This window comes from Bacillus sp. BB51/4 (genome assembly GCF_008368845.1).
GTDB lineage: Bacteria > Bacillota > Bacilli > Bacillales > Bacillaceae_G > Bacillus_A > Bacillus_A wiedmannii.
The window spans coordinates 144217-163873 of the sequence record NZ_QOSC01000008.1 but is presented as its reverse complement, the minus strand read 5'-3'; the positions used below and the strand labels follow the sequence as shown (position 1 = coordinate 163873).

Sequence of the window (19657 nt, the reverse complement as noted above, 5' to 3'; positions counted from 1 at the left end):
GTAATACCTCCTAATAGAATAAAAAAAGCGGGCTAAATAGCGCCGCTTTATTTCTCTACCTTTTTGAAGAACTGCGGAAGATATTCTTTATGTGCTTCCAACATTTCATCTAAAATTTGTTTTGCAACTTTATCTGATGGTACAAGTGGATTAATTGTCATAGCAAGCAGCGCTTTATGATAATCTCCTGTAACAGCAGCTTCAATTGTTGTGCGCTCAAATGATTTAATTTGTTGTACTAAACCGCGAACTGGTACAGGAAGATCTCCGACCGCAATTGGTTTTGGACCTTCTTTCGTAATAATACAGTTCACTTCAACAGCAGAATCATGTGGTAAGCTTGCAATTGTTCCGTTATTTCGTGTATTAACAGGTTGGATATCACCTTTATTATTGTAAATAGAAGTAATTAAGCTACATGCTGCGTCACTATAATAAGCGCCGCCACGTTTTTCTAATTGTGGTGGTTTAATATCTAAGTTCGGGTCTTTATATAACTCGAATAAATCGTCTTCTAACTGTTTCACTACTTCTGCACGTGTACCTTTTTCAACCGAAGCTTCTTTCTCTTCTTCTAGCATTTCACGTGTTTTGTAGTAATAACGATGGTATGGACATGGAATTGCACGAAGACCGCGAATAAAGTCTGGCTCCCAGTTAAGCGCTGCAATATTTTCCATCGTAATTTGCTTCTCTGGATCTGTTACAAGCTCTAACACACGATCCATTACACTTACGCCATCTAAATATACATCTAGTCCGTATACCATATGGTTTAAACCTGCGAAGTCAACGTGTACACGACTTGCATCTACTTCAAGTAATCTCGCAAGACCCATACGGATTCCGATTGGAACGTTACATAGACCGACTACTCTTTGGATATTTGTATAGCGAAGGACTGCTTCTGTTACCATACCAGCTGGGTTTGCAAAGTTAATTAACCATGCATTCGGACAAAGCTCCTCCATATCCTTACAAATATCTAAAATAACAGGAATCGTTCTCAATGCTTTGAATAAACCACCAGGACCATTCGTTTCCTGACCGATTACATCATATTTTAATGGGATTGCTTCATCTTTTGCACGTGCTTCTAATAAACCAACTCGAAGCTGCGTCGTTACGAAATCAGCATCCTTTAATGCCTCGCGGCGATCGAGTGTTAAATGAACCTCGATTGGTAAACCTGATTTTTTCACCATACGTTTCGCTAAGTTACCAACGATTTCTAACTTTTCTTTTCCTGCCTCAATATCTACTAACCAAATTTCACGAACAGGAAGCTCATCATAACGTTTAATAAATCCTTCAATTAACTCTGGTGTATAACTAGATCCACCGCCAATTGTAGCAATTTTAATTCCAGTCATGCTTTATTCCCCTTTCGCTTCTAACTTTTTATAAAGGTCAATAAATTCTGCTGCTAATTCTTTTACTGTAATCGCATTCATTAAATGATCTTGTGCATGAATTAACAGAACACTAACCTCTGTTTTTTCTCCTCTTGCTTCTGATTGTATGAGCTCTGTTTGGAAATGATGCGCTTCATTAATCGCTTCTTTCGCCTTTACCATCGCTTCATCTGCTTCTGCCATTTTCCCCTGTTTGGCAAATTGAAGTGCCTCCATTGCAAAGCTTCGTGCATTACCACTATTTAAAATTAATTGGAATGGAATTTGTTCTGCTGTAGTCATCATAATTACCGCCCTCTCTATTATGGTTCAACCGACTTAAATACCCCTTCAGTTTGAACATTTCTATTAAAATATTAATTTATGAATGATAGTTTGGTGTTCTTGAAGATGGGTCTCATCTTTCTGAACATGATATAAAGGTAATTGTTCTCACAGACAATTTGTCTGTGAGAACAATTTCTATGTTACATAGGTACAGAGTTGTTATTTCCTTGCGCTGCTGCTTTTTCAGTACGAACAACTGAACGGTCACATAACACAACGAATGGATAATAGATTACCATTGCAATTACAAAGTTGAATAACTGTAGAATCGCACCAGAAATATGTCCACCTGTTACAAGATAACCACTAATAATTGGTGGTGTTGCCCATGGAATCATCACAACGGTTTTTGGTACCCAACCAATAGATATAGCTGTATAAGAAGTAATTACTAATACAATTGGTGTTAGGATAAACGGTAAGAATAAAATTGGATTTAAAATAATTGGTGTACCAAAGATTACTGGTTCGTTAATATTGAATGCACCTGGACCAATTGATAGACGAGATACACCGCGTAATTGTGCACTTTTCGCTACAATTAATACAACGACTAAGAATGCTAATGTTGCACCAGAACCACCAAGATATACGAAAGTATCAAAGAATGGTTTTGTAATAATGTTTGGAACATCAAATGCAGATGTACCACCTTTGAATAAATTCATATTTTTCTCTAATGCCGGTAAGTATAATGGCTCAATAATACCACCAACGATATTTGGACCATGTAAGCCGAAGAACCAAAGAAGATGAACAAGGAGTACAATGACAATTGCACTTGGTAATGTCCCTGCTAAACTTTGCAGTGGTGATTGAATCGTATTAAAGATAAATTCATGAACACTTGTACCAGCTAATTTCACTGCTAATTGAATACCTGCAACTACTGTTAAGATAACAAATGCTGGAACTATAGCTGCGAAAGATCTTAAAACTGCTGGTGGTACTCCATCAGGCATTTTAAAAGTAATATTTCTTTGTACAAAGAAACGGAATACCTCAGTAACAAGGAGTGCCACGATAATTGCTACGAATAACCCTTGTGCACCTGTCCAAGCTAAGTTCAATCCGCCTTCTTTCGGTGTTGTTGGCGTAAGAATAATTAACGCACCAAATGAAATAATACCTGCTGACAAACCATCAACGCCGTAAGATTTTGCTAAGTTATAACTTGTTGTAAATGCTATGATTAGTGCTAGAATTGCGAAAGAACCAGTCCACATTCCACCGCCAACTTGTTTCCACGTTTCACCAAACAAACCTTTCATGAAATCTTGGAAAGCGTCAGACGGAAAACCATTAATTAGTGATGCCAGTGCACCAACTAAAATAAGTGGCATAACTGCAATAAATCCATCACGGATCGCAGCTAAGTGACGTTGCGATCCGATTTTACCAGCGACAGGAACAATATATTTCTCCATAAATGCAATAAATTTTTGCATTTCGCTTCCCCCCTAATTATTTTTTAAGTGTTAATGCGTGATCTAAAACTGCTTCTCCATTCATCATGCCGTAGTGCATTGGATTGATAACGTCGATTCCAACGTTTCTCTCATCAGCAAGCGTTTTCATTGAAGAAAGCATGTAACGAACTTGTGGTCCTAGTAATAATACATCTGCTTGATCGATATTCGTTTTTACTGCATCCCCAGATACAGCCCAAATCTTTCCTTCTAGACCGCGAGCTTTTGCAGCCGCTTCCATTTTTGTAACTAGTAAACTTGTAGACATCCCTGCTGAGCAACATAATAAAATATTCATTTGAAAATCCCCCTTGTGTAGTATAAAAAGTTTATGTTTATTTATTTTTCTTTACGCTATTTATTAATGCAATTAGCGTGCCAACTTTTCAAAACCACTAAAATCAGCACTTTTTCGACTGTTTTCTTTGTGTGTTAACGCTTTCAATTAGTGTGTCGACCAAAAAACACACAGTGTGTTATAAAACAACACGCTTTTAACACATAACTGTATGAAAATAGATTAGTGTTTAGTTGTCTAGTTGTGTTTAAACCAAAAAAACACTAAAAAATTTTTTTCAGCTTGAAAATCTAGTAAAAAAATAAAACTCTCTTGAACACACTCTTCTATCTATTGTCCAAGCAAACTCTACTAAATTACATAGAATAGAATAAAATAACACAATTCGAAAGGGGATTCCTATGCCAAAACATAGAAAACAAAGCAAAATAAAGATTTATAGAATAACAAGCTATAAAAAAGACAAACGTTCTGAATTAGACTCTAACAAATTTGAACTAGAACAGCAGGAGGTAGAAAATAAGCAGGACAAGCAGGGCAAAGAAGACAAACAAGACAAACAAGACAAACAAGACAAACAAGACAAACAAGACAAACAAGACAAGCAAGATAATCAAGACAAGCAAGATAATCAAGATAATCAAGTACAATCGGAAAATGTAGTCATAGTACCCACAGATTCACACAACTTAGATATATGGGATGAAATTTCTCTAAAGGAAATACAAGCTGGTGAACATACGAGTTTATTTGCAGAACAAAGTAATTATCAAAATATTGCTTTGTTGCAAGTTAGCGATATCCGTTTATATTTGGACAAGCAACTACAATTCAGTTCCGTCGATGAGCAAATTTATCATGAAGCACTTGTGCATCCAATTATGTCAAAAGTAATTGATCCAAAACGTGTTCTCATATTAGGCGGTGGCGATGGTCTTGCCCTGCGAGAAGTTTTAAAATATGAAACTGTACTACATGTAGACCTTGTTGACTTAGATGGATCGATGATTGATATGGCTCGTAATGTTCCTGAATTAGTTTCTTTAAACAAAAATGCATTTTTTGATAATCGTGTAAATACACACGTATGTGATGCAAAAGAATTTTTAAGCTCTCCTTCTTCTTTATACGATGTAATCATTATTGATTTTCCAGACCCAGCGACAGAGTTGTTAAGTACTTTATATACAAGCGAACTCTTTGCTCGTATAGCTACATTCTTAACAGAAGGCGGAGCATTCGTCTGCCAATCTAATTCACCTGCTGATGCACCTCTTGTATATTGGAGCATCGGTAACACAATCGAACATGCTGGATTGACTGTGAAAAGTTATCATACAATCGTTCCTTCTTTCGGAACTGACTGGGGATTTCATATTGCCGCTAATTCTGCCAATGTACTCAATCAAATTGAGCAATTATACGTAGTACCAACTCCTCGAACATTACCTTCTCTTCTTTCTCCTTTATTTCAATTTAAAGAAGAACATTTAGAACAACGTAATCTCGCTCTTTTAAACTCAGAATCGAATCTTATCCTACATCAATGTTACAAACAGGAAATGGAATTTTAACAACATTATAGTAAGGAGTGCTACCTTATGGAATACTCTACTTTCGGTAAGCATATAATAGTAGATTTATGGGGAGTGGATTTTTCTCTATTAGATGATATTTACTTTTTAGAATATCATTTAGTTAACGCTGCTGATCAATCTGGTGCCCACGTTTTAAACGTAAGTACAAAAGAATTCGATCCGCATGGTGTTACTATTTTAGTTTTACTATCTGAAAGCCACCTTTCTATTCACACTTATCCAGAAAAAAACTTTGCAGCCATTGACTGTTATACGTGTGGTACGACCGTTGAACCGCAAATAGCGATTGATTATATCGTAAGTTTATTAAAACCAAATGAGATGCATATAAAGAAACTAATTCGTGGTATAGGAGAAATTGTTACTACCGATTAAATATCACTCTTACTCATTTGTAAAAAGGAGGATTGTAAATACCATCAGTGGAACGAACACTCCACTGATGGTACAGACACATACATAAAAAAACCTTGCATACGCAAGGTTCATTCCGATACTGACATCTTCCTATATAATTCTACAAATTCACTCGCTAATTCCTTCACCGTAATTGCATTCATTAAATGATCTTGCGCGTGCACCATCAGAAGGGTAACTTCGGTCTTTTCACCACCCGCTTCTTTCTGTATGAGCTCCGTTTGTACACGGTGCGCCTCTTTTAATTCCTCTAACGCTTCTTGTAATTTCGCTTCTGCTTCTGTAAATTCTCCACGCTTTGCGCAATCAATTGCTTCCATTGAACAACTTCTCGCATTTCCCCCATGCAAAATTAAGTGAAAAGCCTTCGTTTCTATCGTATCCATTTTAGTTCTTTACTCCCCCTTTTCTTCCGCTAACTTTTGTTTATCCCATATTTTTAAGAACGGTAAATAAATGAAGAATGCTAGTGCAAAGTTAACGAGTTGCAAAATAACACCTGAAATTTTTCCGCCTGATCCCAAATATCCACTAAACAGAATCGGTGTCGTCCAAGGTACAGCAGCTCCGCTCGGACGGGCAACTAGCCCCCATTCCATCGCAAAGTAAGAAACAATCGTTAATACAACCGGAACTACTATAAATGGAATAAGTAAAAGTGGATTCATGACAATTGGCATACCGAAAGTCACCATTTCATTAATATTAAAAATACCAGGTGCAATCGACAATCGGCCTATACTTTTTAATTGCTGACTTCGCGCAAACAATAACATTCCGACAACTAAAGCTAGTGTTGCACCAGAACCGCCCATATAAATCCATAAATCAAAAAACTGTGCAGTAATCGTATTCGGTACATCTTGACCCGCTTGAAAAGCAACTCGGTTTTGATCCATTAACGATAACCAAATTGGGCTCATTACACCACCAACAATTGCAGCACCATGAATTCCGCATGCCCAAAGAACATGGACAATGATAACTGCAATTACTGCACCCCAAAGACTAGCTCCCAGTACACTAAGCGGCTCTTGCAGCAACTTCCCTACAACATTATGAATACTACCGAAAGTCGTTTGTTCAAAAATCAGTCTAATGATCCAAACAACTGTCACAACAATAAATCCCGGAATAAGTGCTGCAAATGAACGCGTTACTGCTGGTGGAACTGTCTCAGGCATTTTTATAATCATCTTTTTCTGCACAATAAATCGGTAAATTTCAGTAGATATGATTGCAATAATCATCGCCACAAACAGTCCTTGGCTTCCCATTAATGCAGCTGGGATTGCTCCGTCTACAATTACACTTTCCTTCGTGCTTGGTATGATATATGCAACTTGAAAGGGAGTTGCAAGTAAAAACGTCACAAGCGACAATGCCCCGGATGCTAAAGCATCCACTTTATAATATTCTCCAAGCCTGTAAGCGATTCCAAAAACAGCTATTAAAGCCATTATATTAAAAGTTGCACTAACTGGATACCCCAAAGCCCTCTGCCAATTCTCCCCAAACAACCCTACCATAAAATCATTATACCCTGGTATTGGTAGCGCACTAATGATAAGGAAAAATGATCCAATAATTAAGAACGGCATTGTCAAAATAATTCCATCACGAATTGCTTGCAAATGCCTCTGTTCTGCAACCTTTCCCGCTACTGGCATTACATATTTCTCTAAAAACCGTATCATCTATCCCACTCTCCTCATGGTTTCATTGACAAAGCTGCTTGTAAGATAGCTTCTCCATTACAAAGCCCGTAATGGACGGATTGAATGACATCCACAGGTACTCCCTTCTCCTTACATAACTCTTTCATTTTCGGTAATAAATAACGTACTTGCGGTCCAAGTAAAAGTACATCAGCTTCATCTATGTGACTATTTACTTCAGAACCTGATACAGCCCAAATCTTTACCTCTATCCCTCTTGCCTCTGCTGCTTTCTCCATTTTTGTAACAATCAAACTGGAAGACATTCCCGCTGCACAGCAAAGTAAAATATTCATCCCTTTCCCCTCCCCTTTTTCTAAACCTAAGCCACGGTGCATTCCTTGCCACCACTAGGTTACAAATATATATGTCTAGATTTCCTGCTGTATGCCGAGCTTAAAAACAAAAATTTCTCGGTTTTCACGCTATTCCATCTATCATTATTCTCCTAGTAAAGAGGACTCTAACTCGCTATAATAATTCAGTATGATTTTTTTAATTGATAGGAGGATATATTTATGAAGGCATATCGCTTTCCACTTATTTTATTATCTTCTATCCTAATTGGTGGTTTCATTGGTTATTTCATGGGTGCCGATGCAGTTGCTTTAAAGCCGCTTGGTGACATTTTCTTAAACTTAATGTTTACGATTGTTGTACCGTTAGTGTTCTTTAGCATCGCATCATCTATTGCTAATATGGATGGATTAAAACGTTTCGGTAAAATTATGTCTAGTATGGCTGGGACTTTCTTATTTACAAGTATTTTAGCTGCTATTTTTATGATTATTGTCGTGAAAGTATTCCCGCCAGCACAAGGTGTTGTATTAGAACTAACACAACCTGACAAGGCTGACAAAGCTGTTAGTGTTGCTGATCAAATTGTTGGTATTATAACAGTATCTGACTTCTCAAAGTTACTATCTCGTGAAAATATGTTAGCTCTTATTTTCTTCTCTATTTTAATGGGGGTTGCAACTTCAGCAGTTGGTGAAAAAGGAAAGCCATTCGCTACATTCTTACAAGCTGGTGCAGAAATTTCAATGAAAGTTGTATCTTTCATTATGTACTACGCTCCAATCGGACTCGCTGCTTACTTCGCGGCATTAGTTGGTGAATTCGGACCACAACTTCTTGGAACTTACTTCCGAGCAGCAATGGTATACTATCCAGCGTCTCTAATTTACTTCTTTGTATTCTTCACGTTCTATGCATACCTTGCGGGTCGCAAGCAAGGTGTACAAATTTTTTGGAAGAACATGGTCTCTCCTACAGTTACATCACTAGCAACTTGTAGTAGTGCTGCTAGTATTCCAGCGAACTTGGAAGCAACGAAGAAAATGGGGATCTCTTCTGACGTTCGTGAAACAGTTGTCCTTCTTGGATCTACACTTCATAAAGACGGATCTGTTTTAGGTGGCGTATTAAAAATTGCTTTCTTATTCGGTATTTTCAACATGGAATTCGAAGGACCGAAAACATTAGCAATTGCACTTGTTGTTTCTCTATTAGTAGGAACAGTAATGGGCGCTATTCCAGGTGGTGGTATGATTGGTGAAATGTTAATCGTTTCTCTATACGGCTTCCCGCCAGAAGCATTGCCAATTATCGCAGCAATTAGTACAATCATTGATCCTCCTGCAACGATGTTAAACGTAACAGCAGATAACGCTTGTGCCGTAATGACAGCTCGCCTTGTAGAAGGTAAGAACTGGATCAAAAACAAATTTGCTTAATAAATAGAAAGAGGATGCTCGTTTGGAGCATCCTCTTTTTTTCGTTATTTGTTGATAAGTCGATATATTGAAAAAATCGTTGATATATTTGAAGTTATAATAGATATATCCGAAAAATCGTTGATATATTTGAAGTTATAACAGATATATCCGAAAAATCGTTGATATCTCCTCTTGCCACAAATTTGTTAAAATCTTCACAAATATTCCACATCCATTATCCATTCTCCGTACTATAATCATGTATGGAAAAGGAGTTGGACATGATGACACAAAGCGCACCAGAATTTAAAGTTTTGCAAAGCATTGCATTCCTTGCTGTCGTTTTGCAAAGTTCCTTATTATATACAATGAATCAAGGAAATGTCTTACTTGAGCAATCCCTCATTATGGGCATGCTATTCAACCTTGCAAAATTTTCGGCACCTGCATTCATATTTATCGTTGGCTTTCATTTAATTCGGCAATATACGAAGCAACTGGCCTACACAGAATATATTTATGAAAAAGCCGCACATTTACTCATTCCTTATTTCTTCTGGTCTATTCTTTACTTATTAACAACAAACGATATGATTACACTACAAAGCGGAATCAAAAGTTTATTACTCGGAACAGCCGCGCCCCATCTTTGGTACGTTATTATGATGTTCCAAATTCACTTATTGTTCCCTTTGCTATGCACACTATTTTATTGGTTTCAAAAACGAACAGAAAATAAAAAAGACATATATAAATATATGACCATCTTTGCTTGTCTATATTTCCTCTTAATGTGGTATTCTTCCCACTACATTTTTAATGGAGAGAAATTGACTAGCTCAACCATTTTACATTATACAGATCGTTCCTTCTTCTTCTACTCATTCTATTTCGTCATGGGAGGAATCGCTGCTGTCGCACTAAAAACATGGCGTTTATTTGTCATGAAGCATATCCCGCTTATAACAATGTTATTTTTCGTCTTATTTCTATTCATCAATTATGAGTTATTTAGTTTTTACGGAGCAAACTCTATTCATTTAACCGTTTCGACTTATTTAAAACCGTCTATGTTTTTATATATCGTATGCGAAATTATCATACTTTACGTGCTTTCTATTACAATCGTACAGAGACGCGGTTTCTTATATAAAGCTTTACGATTTATCGGGAATTATACGTATGGTGCTTATTTAGCTCACTTTTTCTTCTTGCAACTATGTACAAAATTCCTTTCTTTGTTCACACTGCAAGAAAACACAATATTATATAGCCTATTATTATTTACAATGACAGCCACAATCTCGATTTCAGCAATGGTCATTTGCAGTACACTACCACTTCATACGTGGATTACAGGACCTTCCCCGACGACAAATGTGAAGTGGGCTAAGATTGTACTTCGAAAAAATCACGAAAAGGTATTCAAACCATATCTTTGATATAATAGAATTCCATACACGAAAAGAAAGTAGGACACACCTATGATTAATCAAATTGGACAAATTATGCTATATGTAAATAATCAAGATGAAGCAGTACAATTTTGGACTGAGACAGTAGGATTCCAAATTATTGCGGAAGAAAATAACGGACAAGGTTTTCGTTGGATTGAAATTGCGCCGTCAAAAGAAGCAGGCACAAGCATTGTCCTTCACGATAAAGCGTTAATTGCAAAGATGCAACCTGAGTTAAACTTACATACACCTTCACTTATGTTCTTCTCTAACAACTTAGATCAACTGTATAAAGATCTTTCTGAGAAAAACGTTACAGTTGGACAAGTTGTAGATTTACCTACAGGTAGAGCATTCAACTTTGCTGATAATGAAAACAATTACTTTGCGGTAATGGAGCGTAAATAAAAAAGAAGCTATCCTAAAAAAACGGATAGCTTCTTTCATTTTAAGAAACTTGTTCTGCATTCGTTTCCCTATGTTGTATATGACTCGTGATCCAAGCAATTCCGCCAGCAATAACGAGATAGCATAACAATATTAAAATTTGCGTTTGTAATTGCGACCAATCCCCTAAAGAGATAACATCTTGTAATCCTCTAAGAGAATGGGACATTGGGAGAAACTGTCCAATTTTGCTAAGAACAGCTATATTTAATTCTCCTGGGAAAGTACCCCCGCTCGTCGCTAATTGCAGGACGAGAAGCGTTACTGCTAAGAACTTTCCAACAAGACCAAATACCGTTACTAGCATAAGAATAAATGTCATGAACGTAAAGGAAATAACGATACTTGATAAAACAAAGAGTGGCACACTTGCAACTTCTAATTTCATAACTCCTAGCACAACCACATCTACAAGTAATGCTTGAATAAGTCCAATTAAATATACTAATCCTAGTTTATTAATAAAATGTACCGTTCCACTTACCTTCATATTTTGTCTACGACCAAGAGGTAAAATATTTGATGCCATAATTCCGCCAACATAAAATGCAAGCGATAAAAAATATGGTGCAATACCTGAACCGTAATTAGGCACATCAGAAACTGTCGACTTCACTAATTGAACCGGCTCTGAGAACATCGTATTGCGTGTATCATCATTGCGAACGTCCGCTATCTTCTCTGCGCCCTCTCCTAATTTCGTAGAAAGTTCTTTCGCACCATCGTCAAGTTTAACAAGTCCGTCTGCTAACTTATCAGCACCATGATTCAGCTCTGTTCCGCCAATCGCAAGGTGATTTACACCTTCTTGTAATGTTGTAAATCCATTTCCCCACTTCGTAAATCCATTAGCTACATTCGCAGCACCATCTGCTATCTTTTTCGTTCCAGCAGTAGCTTCGCTTAACTTAACTCCGAATGTATTCATACCTTCTTCAATCTTATTCTGACCGTCAGCAAGCTTCTTCGCACCTTGTGTCAATTGTTGTTGGCCACCATTTAAAGCGTTTGTTGCTTTAGCTAATCCGTTAGAAGTAGCAACGAGTTTTTGAAAAGCAGGATCTTGCTGCACTTCCGGATGACTTTTCACGTATTCTTCTAATTGTTGTTTTACACTATTAGCTGCATCATCCGCTTTTACTTGCCCTTCAGCAAGCTTCTCACTTCCATTCACCCATTCATTTGTACCAGCACTTAATTCACTAACTCCTGATTGTAATGTTTTTTCACCTTGTGCTAATAACTCCATACCACTATAAAGTGAGTTTGCTCCTTGACTCAGCTCATTTGCTCCCCCTGTTAAGGCAGATTGGCTGGATGCAAGCTTGTCACTTCCCTCTTTCAATTTCGATGTCCCGTCACTTAAACGATGAATACCACCTGCAAGCTCATTTGCTCCATTTCTTGCATCTGTCGTTCCTTCATGCAGCTTCTCAGCACCGTTACTTGCATCACTCAATCCTTGTGCTAAGTCTTGAAACTTTGAAAAGACACCTTCTGTATAAGATTTCGTAATACTATTTGAGATTTTTGTTTTCATATTTTCGACAGCTGTCGTTCCAATTTGCGCTGCTACAAAGTTTTTACCTGGATTTACTTTGTACCGAAGCTGCGCTGGCTCTGGTTTCTCATCCATAAGTGTACTTACCTTTTTAGAGAAATCCTCTGGAATCGTAACGACCATATAATACTTATCTTCTTTTAACCCTTCATCAGCATTTTTTTCTGATACGAAATGAAAAGCTAGTTCCTTATTCTCTTTTAAATTTTTAACAAAATCTTCTCCTGCATGAATTGTTTTTTCATCCATCGCAGCACCTTTATCTAAATTTACAATTGCAACAGGTAATTTATCTAATCGTCCGTACGGATCCCAATATCCAGCTAAAAAGAATCCTGAATAAATTAACGGAACGATTAATAAAAAAATTAAAGCGATACGTCCATGTTTATGATGCCACATCGCTTTCCAATCTTTAAATATAAGTTTAATACCCTTCATGAAACATACTCCTTCTCCTAATTTAACACCCTTCGAATGGTTTAACAGATTTACTATACACGCCCATTTTCATACTGTATAATACATCTTTAATTATCAATTCATTCCTTTTGGTCTATAGAAAGGAGAGTCAAAATGGAACTTCTTCAACTAAAATACTTTCAGGCAGTCGCACGATTAGAACATATGACAAAAGCCGCTGAAGAACTACATATCGCACAACCTTCGCTTAGCAAAACAATTGCTAGATTAGAAAAGGACTTAGGCGTCCCGTTATTTGATCGCCAAGGTCGACAGATTACATTAAACTCTTTTGGAAAAGTATTTTTAAAACGAGTAGAGCGCATTTTTCATGAATTAAGTGAAGGCGAAAGAGAAATTAAAGATTTAGCTGAATTACAACAAAGCTCTATTACACTGGCAGTTTCTATCCCGAGAATATTACCAGAACTACTCGGCTCTTTTTTACTAGAACATCCTAACGTTCGATTCCAGCAATTTCTCGCATCTACTCCTTCTATGAAGCGACAACTAGATAATATAGAAATTGACTTTTGCATTTCTTCTGTGCCAATTGAAGGCGAGGAAATTATGTGGGAACCACTTATTACAGAAGAAATTTTCTTAGTTGTCCCTTCAGGTCATCGTTTATCAGGACGCGAAAGTATCCATCTGCATGAAGTAAAAGACGAACCATTTATTAGTATGAACACTGGTTACGGATTTCGGCACTTAACGGATAAATTTTGTAAAGAAGCTGGCTTCACTCCACATATCGCTTTTGAAGTAGATGAACCAACCGTGATTAGCGACCTTATTAAGCAAGGTCTCGGCATCGCCTTTGTCCCAAGTTTAACTTTATTAAAAAACTCTACTTTAGCATTAAATAAGTTACGTATTATTGAACCCAATTGCGAGCGGACTATCGGATTGAGTTGGTCGAAGAAACGCTACTTATCGAAAACTGCTCAGCAATTTCGTAAATTCGTAATTGACTACTTCTCCAATATTAGAACGTAAAATTATATCGACTTAGTAAAAAATAAAAAGTGCCATCTCCAGAGGATGGCACCTTCTATTTCTTACTCTTCTCCAATTCCATTTCCGCTAAAAGCGGCAATACGTTATCGAAAATGTGCGTATTATTATTTTCGCCTGTTACGTATCCACCGTAATATCTACTAAATATATTGTCATTTCGGAATGTGGCCATATGATCATATAATTCCTTTGCAAACTTTGTATCACCTGTTTGTAGTACGTACAAGATCGTTAGTCCGTATGCAGCTGGCGATTCATAATTCACAGTTTGTTTTCCCGTTTCTAAATTGTAACGACCGTATAGCTTTCCATCTTCCTGGAACTTCTTCTTGATAAATTCCAAATAAGCATCTGATGAAAGGCCACCTAAACTTCGATGATATGCAACGTATGATTGGTCAATAAGATTCACTTCTTTATCGTACGTAAATGTACCATCTTCTTTATACTCTTTTGGGAATGCCCAGCCATGCCTTGGATAATCCGCTAAAAATTGAACAACTTCCTGATATTGCTGATCAGAAACTTTCCCGTACTTTTTCATATACGAGAATGCGTGCGGATTTAAGTATGATGTCGTTGCAAAATTATTTTGTTTCCCTGCATCTGCATCATAATAATCAACGTAATAATTATCTTTCTTATTATAACGAATTACAGCGTCACTCAATTGATCTGCCAAGTTTTTATAACGCTCTTCCTTGTACATTTCATAAGCACGATATAATTGTTCTATAATACGAAGATCATCTATAAGTGCATTTGTAGCTGACTGCACTTCTCCCTTTTCAGAGATTTTCCATAAAACAATTTGGTCCTTATGTACAAAGTTATTTTGAATAACCTTAACTTGTTCATCGAATAACGCTTGATCGTCTTTATCCAATGTATATTGTAGCCACAGTCCTGCCGATTCTGATAAAGCTTCACGGCCCTTCGCTTCACCCGTACCTGCCTTTGTATCTGCCAAACGATATGTAGCAAGCGTCCCATTTTCATTTACCATATGTCTTAAAATAAAATGTTCCGTACGGTTTCCTTGCAAAGCTGACCAAAATACAATTCCACCTAAAGCGATTAAGAGAATAACTCCAATCCCTATATATAAACGTTTCCGCAATCTTTTCACCTCCCTAATAAGGCTAGCCTTAATTTTACCAGAACATACGTAAAATTAAAAAAGACAATCTATTAGATTGTCTCCCTTGCCTCTATCCCTCACAAGCCTCTTTAGAAGGTCTATATAGCGATGCCACAAGTCGATCATATTCACGACGCGTAATCTCTTTATTATACAGCTTCAATAATAAATCTCTATGCTCTTTTGAAAATGCCATCTTTTTAATGACTTCAGGATACATAAAACATCCTCTCCATTTCACATAAACTTCTTCACCTCGAAAAACAGAACTTATGTTCGCATAAAAGATTATAAAATATTCCTTACTAAAAAACAAACAAAATATTATTAAACATTAACTTCTTTCTATTTAGAATATTCAAACATTATATTACCATATCCACTTTTTAAATACATATATATTTTTGGTAGTTTTTCTGAATAAATCTTCCAATTCAATCAGAAAATAATGGCAAAAAGAAGAGGAGTTTACATATGGATACGGTAACATTAGCAAGAGCATTTTTTGGTTCTTCATTAGCATTTCACATTATCTTTGCAACACTTGGTGTCGGACTTTCATTAATGATTTTTATAAGTGAAATACTCTATCACTGGAAGAAAGATTCCGATTACGCCATTATGGCGAAAAGATGGACGAAGGCTTTTGCCATCCTTCTCGGTGTAGCAATTCCAACTGGTACAATTGTTGGTGTGCAAATTTCACTCCTTTGGCCTGGTTTTGCCAAAATTGTTGGGCAGGTTATTTCTGTTCCCTTTCAAATTGAGATTTTCGCCTTCTTTTTAGAGGCGTTGTTCATGTCTATTTATGTATATGCAGCTGACAAACTACCTCCATTCATGAGATTAATCTCGCTATTCTTCGTAATGATTGGTGCCACGGCATCCGCCGTGCTTATTACATCAGCAAATACATGGATGAATACACCCGCAGGCTTTTCAATGGGGCCAGATGGATCAGTTTTTAACGTTGATCCATGGAAAGCTTTCTTTAATCCGAGTTTTGGTACAAGCGCATTCCACGTTGTGATTACAGCCTATACAACTGGAGCTGCCGTCATTGCCTCTATCGCTGGATTTAAATTATTAAAGAAGAACTTAAGTAAACGTGAAATTGCTTATCATAAAAAGGGACTACTGTTAGGACTCGTCGTGACATTTATTACAGGTGCTACGATGTGGCTTTCGGGACACGAATCGGCGATTGCCTTACATAAGCATTCTCCTGAAAAGCTTGCATCTGCTGAAGCTTTATTTGAAACGACATCACATGCACCGTTATCAATTGGCGGAGTTGTAGACCCTAACACACTTGAACTAAACTATGCACTAGAAATTCCGAACATGCTTAGCCTACTAGTGGGACTCGACCCTAGCACCGTCGTAAAAGGACTAAAGGAATTCCCACAAGAAACATGGCCACCATTTTACACACATACACTATTCAACTTAATGGTCGGCACCGCTGCCTTTACTTTTGCAGTTGCAGCAATCGCCCTCTTATATTGGTACTTTGTTTACCGAAAAAAAGGTGCAGAATTACCGAAGTGGCTTCTTTGGGGAGCTGCAGCATGTGGACCAATTATGATGCTCGGTATTGAATTCGGGTGGATTTTCAGCTGTAGTGGTCGTCAACCATGGACCATTTATGGTATGCAACGGACAGTCGACGCTTCTACACGCGCTGATTTTGTCGGTCCTTTATTTATTCTATTCATCATTTTATATATTGGACTCGGCATTTTAACAGTTTTTGTACTACGGACATTCTTTAAGAAACATCCGCTTACAAATGATTTACATCACGAAGGAGGCGATTCTCGTGCATGAGGAAAGTATTGCAATCATCATCTTATGGGCTCTTATTTTCGTATACAGTATATTAGGGTCCATCGATTTTGGAGCAGGTTTTTGGGGCATGGTATACGCAAAACATCCAACGCTCGCTGCCAAACTTGCCAATCGATACTTATCACCAACTTGGGAAGTAACAAATACATTTCTCGTTTTTGTCGTTGTCGCTTTTCTCGGTTTCTTTCCGAAAGCTGCTTTCACCCTTGCAACAGTGATGTTCGTGCCAGTTATGTTAATTTTAATACTCATTGCAATTCGCAGTACATTCATGGTATTCGCTTACTCTCTGCCAAAGTATCAATTCCTCCTTCGGGTGATTTCAGGTATTACTGGGCTCTTAATTCCAGCCTTATTAATTACTGTTTTACCCGTTACAGAGGGGGCTTATATTACAATCTCTGAAGGAAAAGAAGTACTCCTGTATGGAAAACTTCTTTCTAGCCCGGTTATCTACTGCTATATGCTCTTTGGGCTAACTTCGGAACTATTTCTCTCCTCTCTCTTTCTTGCTGATTTTGCGAGAGAGCAAGGTTCAGAAGATTCGTATAGAATTTACAGAAGAAACGCCATCATACTTGGTCCTGCAACACTTGTTACGGCGATTATCGCCCTCGTTGTAATGGACCCGGAAACACACTGGCTTATGCAAGGACTCATAAAGCAATTCCCATGGTTTACAGTTTCTATCGTTTTATTCGTTATCGGGTACTCTTCTCTTTGGTGGACAAACAAGAAGTATGGCACACTAGGATACCCTCGCATTGCCGTTTTAGCGGTCGTCGCTCAATATGCATTTGCAAGTTACGCTTACGGTGTCGCGCATTTACCTTATATCATTTATCCTGATGTAACTGTATTTACAAGTTTTACAACGACAGAAACATTCTATGCATTGCTTATCCTATACGCAATTGGAATCGCAATTTTACTACCAGGATTTATTTTCTTCTGGAATTTATTCTTGAAGGATCGAACTTTTTTGAAGGAAAAATAATATATTCGGGGGAGTCTGTTCCAAAAGGCATTTTGGATGGGCTCCTTTTGTCATATTTTGTCGATAAGTCGATATATTTTAAAAATCGTTGATATATTTTAAGTTGCACCAATATATCTCCATAATCGCCCATATAAATTTCATTTACTATCTTACTGCCACTCTAATTTATAGACTCCTCTCATAATAGTTATTTCACTATTCGTGACACTTGTCCTTTCGCTTGAAAAACACATATTCACTTCATTCCATTATATGCCTAGTTCTTCTTATTTTTTGCTGAATATACTACCAATACAGACCTTGAGACAAGCTACATTGGTTTAAGGAAAATTAGAAAGGTAGGTAAAATATGAGCATTGAAATATGGATTACTATTATTGTATTCTTCTTAACGATGATTGTTATCTTTTGGCGACCCCGTGGCTTAAATGAGGCTTGGCCGGCAGCAATTGGCGCTGGCATTATCTTGATTACTGGACTTGTATCAAGACCAGACGTCATAGATATTATTAGTAAAATTGGCGGTGCCTCTATAACAATATTAGCGACCATCGTTATGGCGGTTATATTAGAAAGCTTCGGCTTCTTCCACTGGTCCGCAGCGAAACTTGCAAATTTAGCAAAAGGCTCTGGTCGCCGTCTATACTGGTATATTCAATTATTATGTTTTCTTATGACTCTTTTATTTAATAACGACGGTAGTATTTTAATTACAACTCCAATTTTAATTCTTCTTCTAAAAAACCTTCAATTAAAACCACATCAACAAATTCCTTATTTATTAAGTGGTGCTTTAATCGCTACTGCATCTAGTGCACCAATTGGTGTAAGTAATATCGTAAACTTAATCGCATTAAATATCGTTAATATGACTCTTTACATGCATACTGCTATGATGTTTGTACCTGCAACATTAGGACTATTGTTTATGTCATGGCTTATGTACACAGTTTTAAAGAAAAAACTACCAGAAAGATTACCTGTTTCTTCATATGATATCGAAGAAATATTCTTCACAAAAAACTTCCATCCACTTAAAGGAACAAAATCTGTTAATACGAAACAAAAACGTACAAAATTCATGTTAAAAGTATTAGGTTTCGTCTTTCTTATGCGCTGTCTTCTATTCGTTGCATCCTTCTTATCGATTCCAATCGAAATTGTTGCTGTACTCGGTTCACTCGTTCTTCTCATCTGGAGATGGTACTACTTACGAACAAACCCAGTCGATATTTTGAAAAAGACACCGTGGCACATTTTAATTTTCGCTTTCTCTATGTATGTCATTATTTACGGACTTCACAACGCAGGATTAACAACAGCACTTGTAAATTGGCTTGAGCCAGTTGTAAGTCAGCATCTACTCTATGCTAGCTTTGCAATGGGCGGACTTGTATCTATCCTCTCTAACATCTTCAATAATCACCCTGCACTTATGATTGGTACAATCACATTAACAGAAATGGGACTAGACCCAGTCACATTAAAAACTATCTACCTGGCAAACATTATTGGTAGTGACATCGGTTCACTATTATTACCAATCGGTACGCTAGCTTCCCTCATTTGGATGTATATCCTAAGACAAAACAAAATTAAAGTGAAATGGAAAGATTATTTAAGCGTATCTCTCATCGTAATCCCACTCACAACAGCCGTCACATTATTCCTCTTATACTACTGGGTACAATTATTCTTCGCCTTATAGAAAATAGAAGCCCCCTTTGCTACCGTCTTAGCAAAGGGGGCTTCTTCTAT

The 19657-nt window shown here is 37.2% G+C and carries 19 protein-coding genes; 9 read left to right on the top strand and 10 right to left on the bottom strand.

The features are described 5' to 3' along the window. Window positions 1-47: 47 nt before the first annotated feature. The 4 genes from celF to DN392_RS09440 form a co-directional block, all read right to left on the bottom strand. Window positions 48-1373 carry a 6-phospho-beta-glucosidase gene (gene celF / locus DN392_RS09455; protein ID WP_000145757.1) on the bottom strand — a complete coding sequence of 442 codons (1326 nt, stop codon included), beginning with the start codon at window positions 1371-1373 and terminating at the stop codon, window positions 48-50. Between the two features lie 3 nt (window positions 1374-1376). Further along, window positions 1377-1700, bottom strand: a complete 324-nt coding sequence (locus tag DN392_RS09450; protein ID WP_000989055.1) for a PTS lactose/cellobiose transporter subunit IIA — start codon at window positions 1698-1700, stop codon at window positions 1377-1379. Window positions 1701-1882: 182 nt separating this feature from the next. Continuing rightward, window positions 1883-3190 (bottom strand): PTS cellobiose transporter subunit IIC, encoded by a 1308-nt coding sequence (celB, locus tag DN392_RS09445; protein WP_001168817.1) that lies wholly within the window; start codon window positions 3188-3190, stop codon window positions 1883-1885. A gap of 16 nt (window positions 3191-3206) precedes the next feature. Next, window positions 3207-3509: a PTS sugar transporter subunit IIB gene (locus DN392_RS09440; RefSeq protein ID WP_001023569.1), complete on the bottom strand. Its 303-nt coding sequence runs from the start codon at window positions 3507-3509 to the stop codon at window positions 3207-3209. A 401-nt stretch (window positions 3510-3910) separates the two neighbouring features. Here DN392_RS09440 and DN392_RS09435 point away from each other — a divergent pair, with 401 nt between their 5' ends. Next, window positions 3911-5083 carry a polyamine aminopropyltransferase gene (locus tag DN392_RS09435; RefSeq protein WP_149238014.1) on the top strand — a complete coding sequence of 391 codons (1173 nt, stop codon included), beginning with the start codon at window positions 3911-3913 and terminating at the stop codon, window positions 5081-5083. Window positions 5084-5110: 27 nt separating this feature from the next. Further along, window positions 5111-5482 carry an adenosylmethionine decarboxylase gene (gene speD, locus DN392_RS09430; protein ID WP_064057306.1) on the top strand — a complete coding sequence of 124 codons (372 nt, stop codon included), beginning with the start codon at window positions 5111-5113 and terminating at the stop codon, window positions 5480-5482. A gap of 110 nt (window positions 5483-5592) precedes the next feature. On the opposite strand, the gene DN392_RS09425 is transcribed toward speD, so the two are convergent. Genes DN392_RS09425 through DN392_RS09415 form a run of 3 tightly spaced genes read right to left on the bottom strand, consistent with a single transcriptional unit; the run spans window position 5593 to window position 7538 of the window. Further along, window positions 5593-5910, bottom strand: coding sequence for a PTS sugar transporter subunit IIA (locus DN392_RS09425; protein ID WP_000379646.1), 318 nt, complete (start codon window positions 5908-5910; stop codon window positions 5593-5595). Between the two features lie 9 nt (window positions 5911-5919). Continuing rightward, window positions 5920-7221: a PTS cellobiose transporter subunit IIC gene (gene celB / locus DN392_RS09420; protein WP_088321292.1), complete on the bottom strand. Its 1302-nt coding sequence runs from the start codon at window positions 7219-7221 to the stop codon at window positions 5920-5922. A 14-nt stretch (window positions 7222-7235) separates the two neighbouring features. Continuing rightward, on the bottom strand, window positions 7236-7538 hold the full coding sequence (locus DN392_RS09415; RefSeq protein WP_001023539.1) for a PTS sugar transporter subunit IIB: 303 nt from the start codon (window positions 7536-7538) through the stop codon (window positions 7236-7238). A 222-nt stretch (window positions 7539-7760) separates the two neighbouring features. Between DN392_RS09415 and DN392_RS09410 the strand changes: the two genes are divergently transcribed. The 3 genes from DN392_RS09410 (at window position 7761) to DN392_RS09400 (ending at window position 10825) form a co-directional block, all read left to right on the top strand. Continuing rightward, on the top strand, window positions 7761-8978 hold the full coding sequence (locus DN392_RS09410) for a dicarboxylate/amino acid:cation symporter (protein ID WP_000649364.1): 1218 nt from the start codon (window positions 7761-7763) through the stop codon (window positions 8976-8978). Window positions 8979-9244: 266 nt separating this feature from the next. Next, the gene (locus DN392_RS09405; protein WP_000194349.1) at window positions 9245-10402 is read left to right on the top strand and encodes an acyltransferase; all 1158 of its coding nucleotides are present in this window, start codon (window positions 9245-9247) and stop codon (window positions 10400-10402) included. Between the two features lie 42 nt (window positions 10403-10444). After that, entirely contained in the window at window positions 10445-10825 is a 381-nt protein-coding gene (locus DN392_RS09400; protein WP_048566675.1) for a VOC family protein, read from the top strand. A 40-nt stretch (window positions 10826-10865) separates the two neighbouring features. Here DN392_RS09400 and DN392_RS09395 read toward each other — a convergent pair whose 3' ends face one another. After that, on the bottom strand, window positions 10866-12866 hold the full coding sequence (locus DN392_RS09395; RefSeq protein ID WP_064449592.1) for a YhgE/Pip family protein: 2001 nt from the start codon (window positions 12864-12866) through the stop codon (window positions 10866-10868). Window positions 12867-13001: 135 nt separating this feature from the next. On the opposite strand from DN392_RS09395, the gene DN392_RS09390 reads away from it, so the two are divergent. Then, the gene (locus tag DN392_RS09390; protein WP_064470704.1) at window positions 13002-13886 is read left to right on the top strand and encodes a LysR family transcriptional regulator; all 885 of its coding nucleotides are present in this window, start codon (window positions 13002-13004) and stop codon (window positions 13884-13886) included. A 55-nt stretch (window positions 13887-13941) separates the two neighbouring features. On the opposite strand, the gene DN392_RS09385 is transcribed toward DN392_RS09390, so the two are convergent. Then, window positions 13942-15027, bottom strand: a complete 1086-nt coding sequence (locus DN392_RS09385; RefSeq protein ID WP_001231681.1) for a glycosyl hydrolase family 8 — start codon at window positions 15025-15027, stop codon at window positions 13942-13944. Window positions 15028-15118: 91 nt separating this feature from the next. Further along, window positions 15119-15268 (bottom strand): hypothetical protein, encoded by a 150-nt coding sequence (locus DN392_RS30305; RefSeq protein ID WP_000283173.1) that lies wholly within the window; start codon window positions 15266-15268, stop codon window positions 15119-15121. A 254-nt stretch (window positions 15269-15522) separates the two neighbouring features. Between DN392_RS30305 and cydA the strand changes: the two genes are divergently transcribed. From cydA to DN392_RS09370, 3 genes are all read left to right on the top strand, one after another. After that, a complete protein-coding gene (cydA, locus tag DN392_RS09380) occupies window positions 15523-16878 on the top strand; it encodes a cytochrome ubiquinol oxidase subunit I (protein WP_000381970.1) in 1356 nt (451 codons plus the stop codon). Then, complete coding sequence (locus tag DN392_RS09375) at window positions 16871-17896, top strand: cytochrome d ubiquinol oxidase subunit II (RefSeq protein ID WP_000544164.1); 1026 nt, start codon at window positions 16871-16873, stop codon at window positions 17894-17896. The genes cydA and DN392_RS09375 overlap by 8 nt, the downstream gene beginning before the upstream one ends. 352 nt (window positions 17897-18248) lie before the next feature. After that, window positions 18249-19607, top strand: coding sequence for an arsenic transporter (locus tag DN392_RS09370; RefSeq protein ID WP_000021139.1), 1359 nt, complete (start codon window positions 18249-18251; stop codon window positions 19605-19607). Window positions 19608-19657 lie beyond the last annotated feature (50 nt).

Excerpts from the sequence above, each read along its gene's own strand:
- celF (WP_000145757.1), bottom strand. The coding sequence starts at position 1,373 with ATGACTGGAATTAAAATTGCTACAATTGGCGGTGGATCTAGTTATACA.
- DN392_RS09450 (WP_000989055.1), bottom strand. The coding sequence starts at position 1,700 with ATGATGACTACAGCAGAACAAATTCCATTCCAATTAATTTTAAATAGT.
- celB (WP_001168817.1), bottom strand. The coding sequence starts at position 3,190 with ATGCAAAAATTTATTGCATTTATGGAGAAATATATTGTTCCTGTCGCT.
- DN392_RS09440 (WP_001023569.1), bottom strand. The coding sequence starts at position 3,509 with ATGAATATTTTATTATGTTGCTCAGCAGGGATGTCTACAAGTTTACTA.
- DN392_RS09435 (WP_149238014.1), top strand. The coding sequence starts at position 3,911 with ATGCCAAAACATAGAAAACAAAGCAAAATAAAGATTTATAGAATAACA.
- speD (WP_064057306.1), top strand. The coding sequence starts at position 5,111 with ATGGAATACTCTACTTTCGGTAAGCATATAATAGTAGATTTATGGGGA.
- DN392_RS09425 (WP_000379646.1), bottom strand. The coding sequence starts at position 5,910 with ATGGATACGATAGAAACGAAGGCTTTTCACTTAATTTTGCATGGGGGA.
- celB (WP_088321292.1), bottom strand. The coding sequence starts at position 7,221 with ATGATACGGTTTTTAGAGAAATATGTAATGCCAGTAGCGGGAAAGGTT.
- DN392_RS09415 (WP_001023539.1), bottom strand. The coding sequence starts at position 7,538 with ATGAATATTTTACTTTGCTGTGCAGCGGGAATGTCTTCCAGTTTGATT.
- DN392_RS09410 (WP_000649364.1), top strand. The coding sequence starts at position 7,761 with ATGAAGGCATATCGCTTTCCACTTATTTTATTATCTTCTATCCTAATT.
- DN392_RS09405 (WP_000194349.1), top strand. The coding sequence starts at position 9,245 with ATGACACAAAGCGCACCAGAATTTAAAGTTTTGCAAAGCATTGCATTC.
- DN392_RS09400 (WP_048566675.1), top strand. The coding sequence starts at position 10,445 with ATGATTAATCAAATTGGACAAATTATGCTATATGTAAATAATCAAGAT.
- DN392_RS09395 (WP_064449592.1), bottom strand. The coding sequence starts at position 12,866 with ATGAAGGGTATTAAACTTATATTTAAAGATTGGAAAGCGATGTGGCAT.
- DN392_RS09390 (WP_064470704.1), top strand. The coding sequence starts at position 13,002 with ATGGAACTTCTTCAACTAAAATACTTTCAGGCAGTCGCACGATTAGAA.
- DN392_RS30305 (WP_000283173.1), bottom strand. The coding sequence starts at position 15,268 with ATGTATCCTGAAGTCATTAAAAAGATGGCATTTTCAAAAGAGCATAGA.
- cydA (WP_000381970.1), top strand. The coding sequence starts at position 15,523 with ATGGATACGGTAACATTAGCAAGAGCATTTTTTGGTTCTTCATTAGCA.
- DN392_RS09370 (WP_000021139.1), top strand. The coding sequence starts at position 18,249 with ATGAGCATTGAAATATGGATTACTATTATTGTATTCTTCTTAACGATG.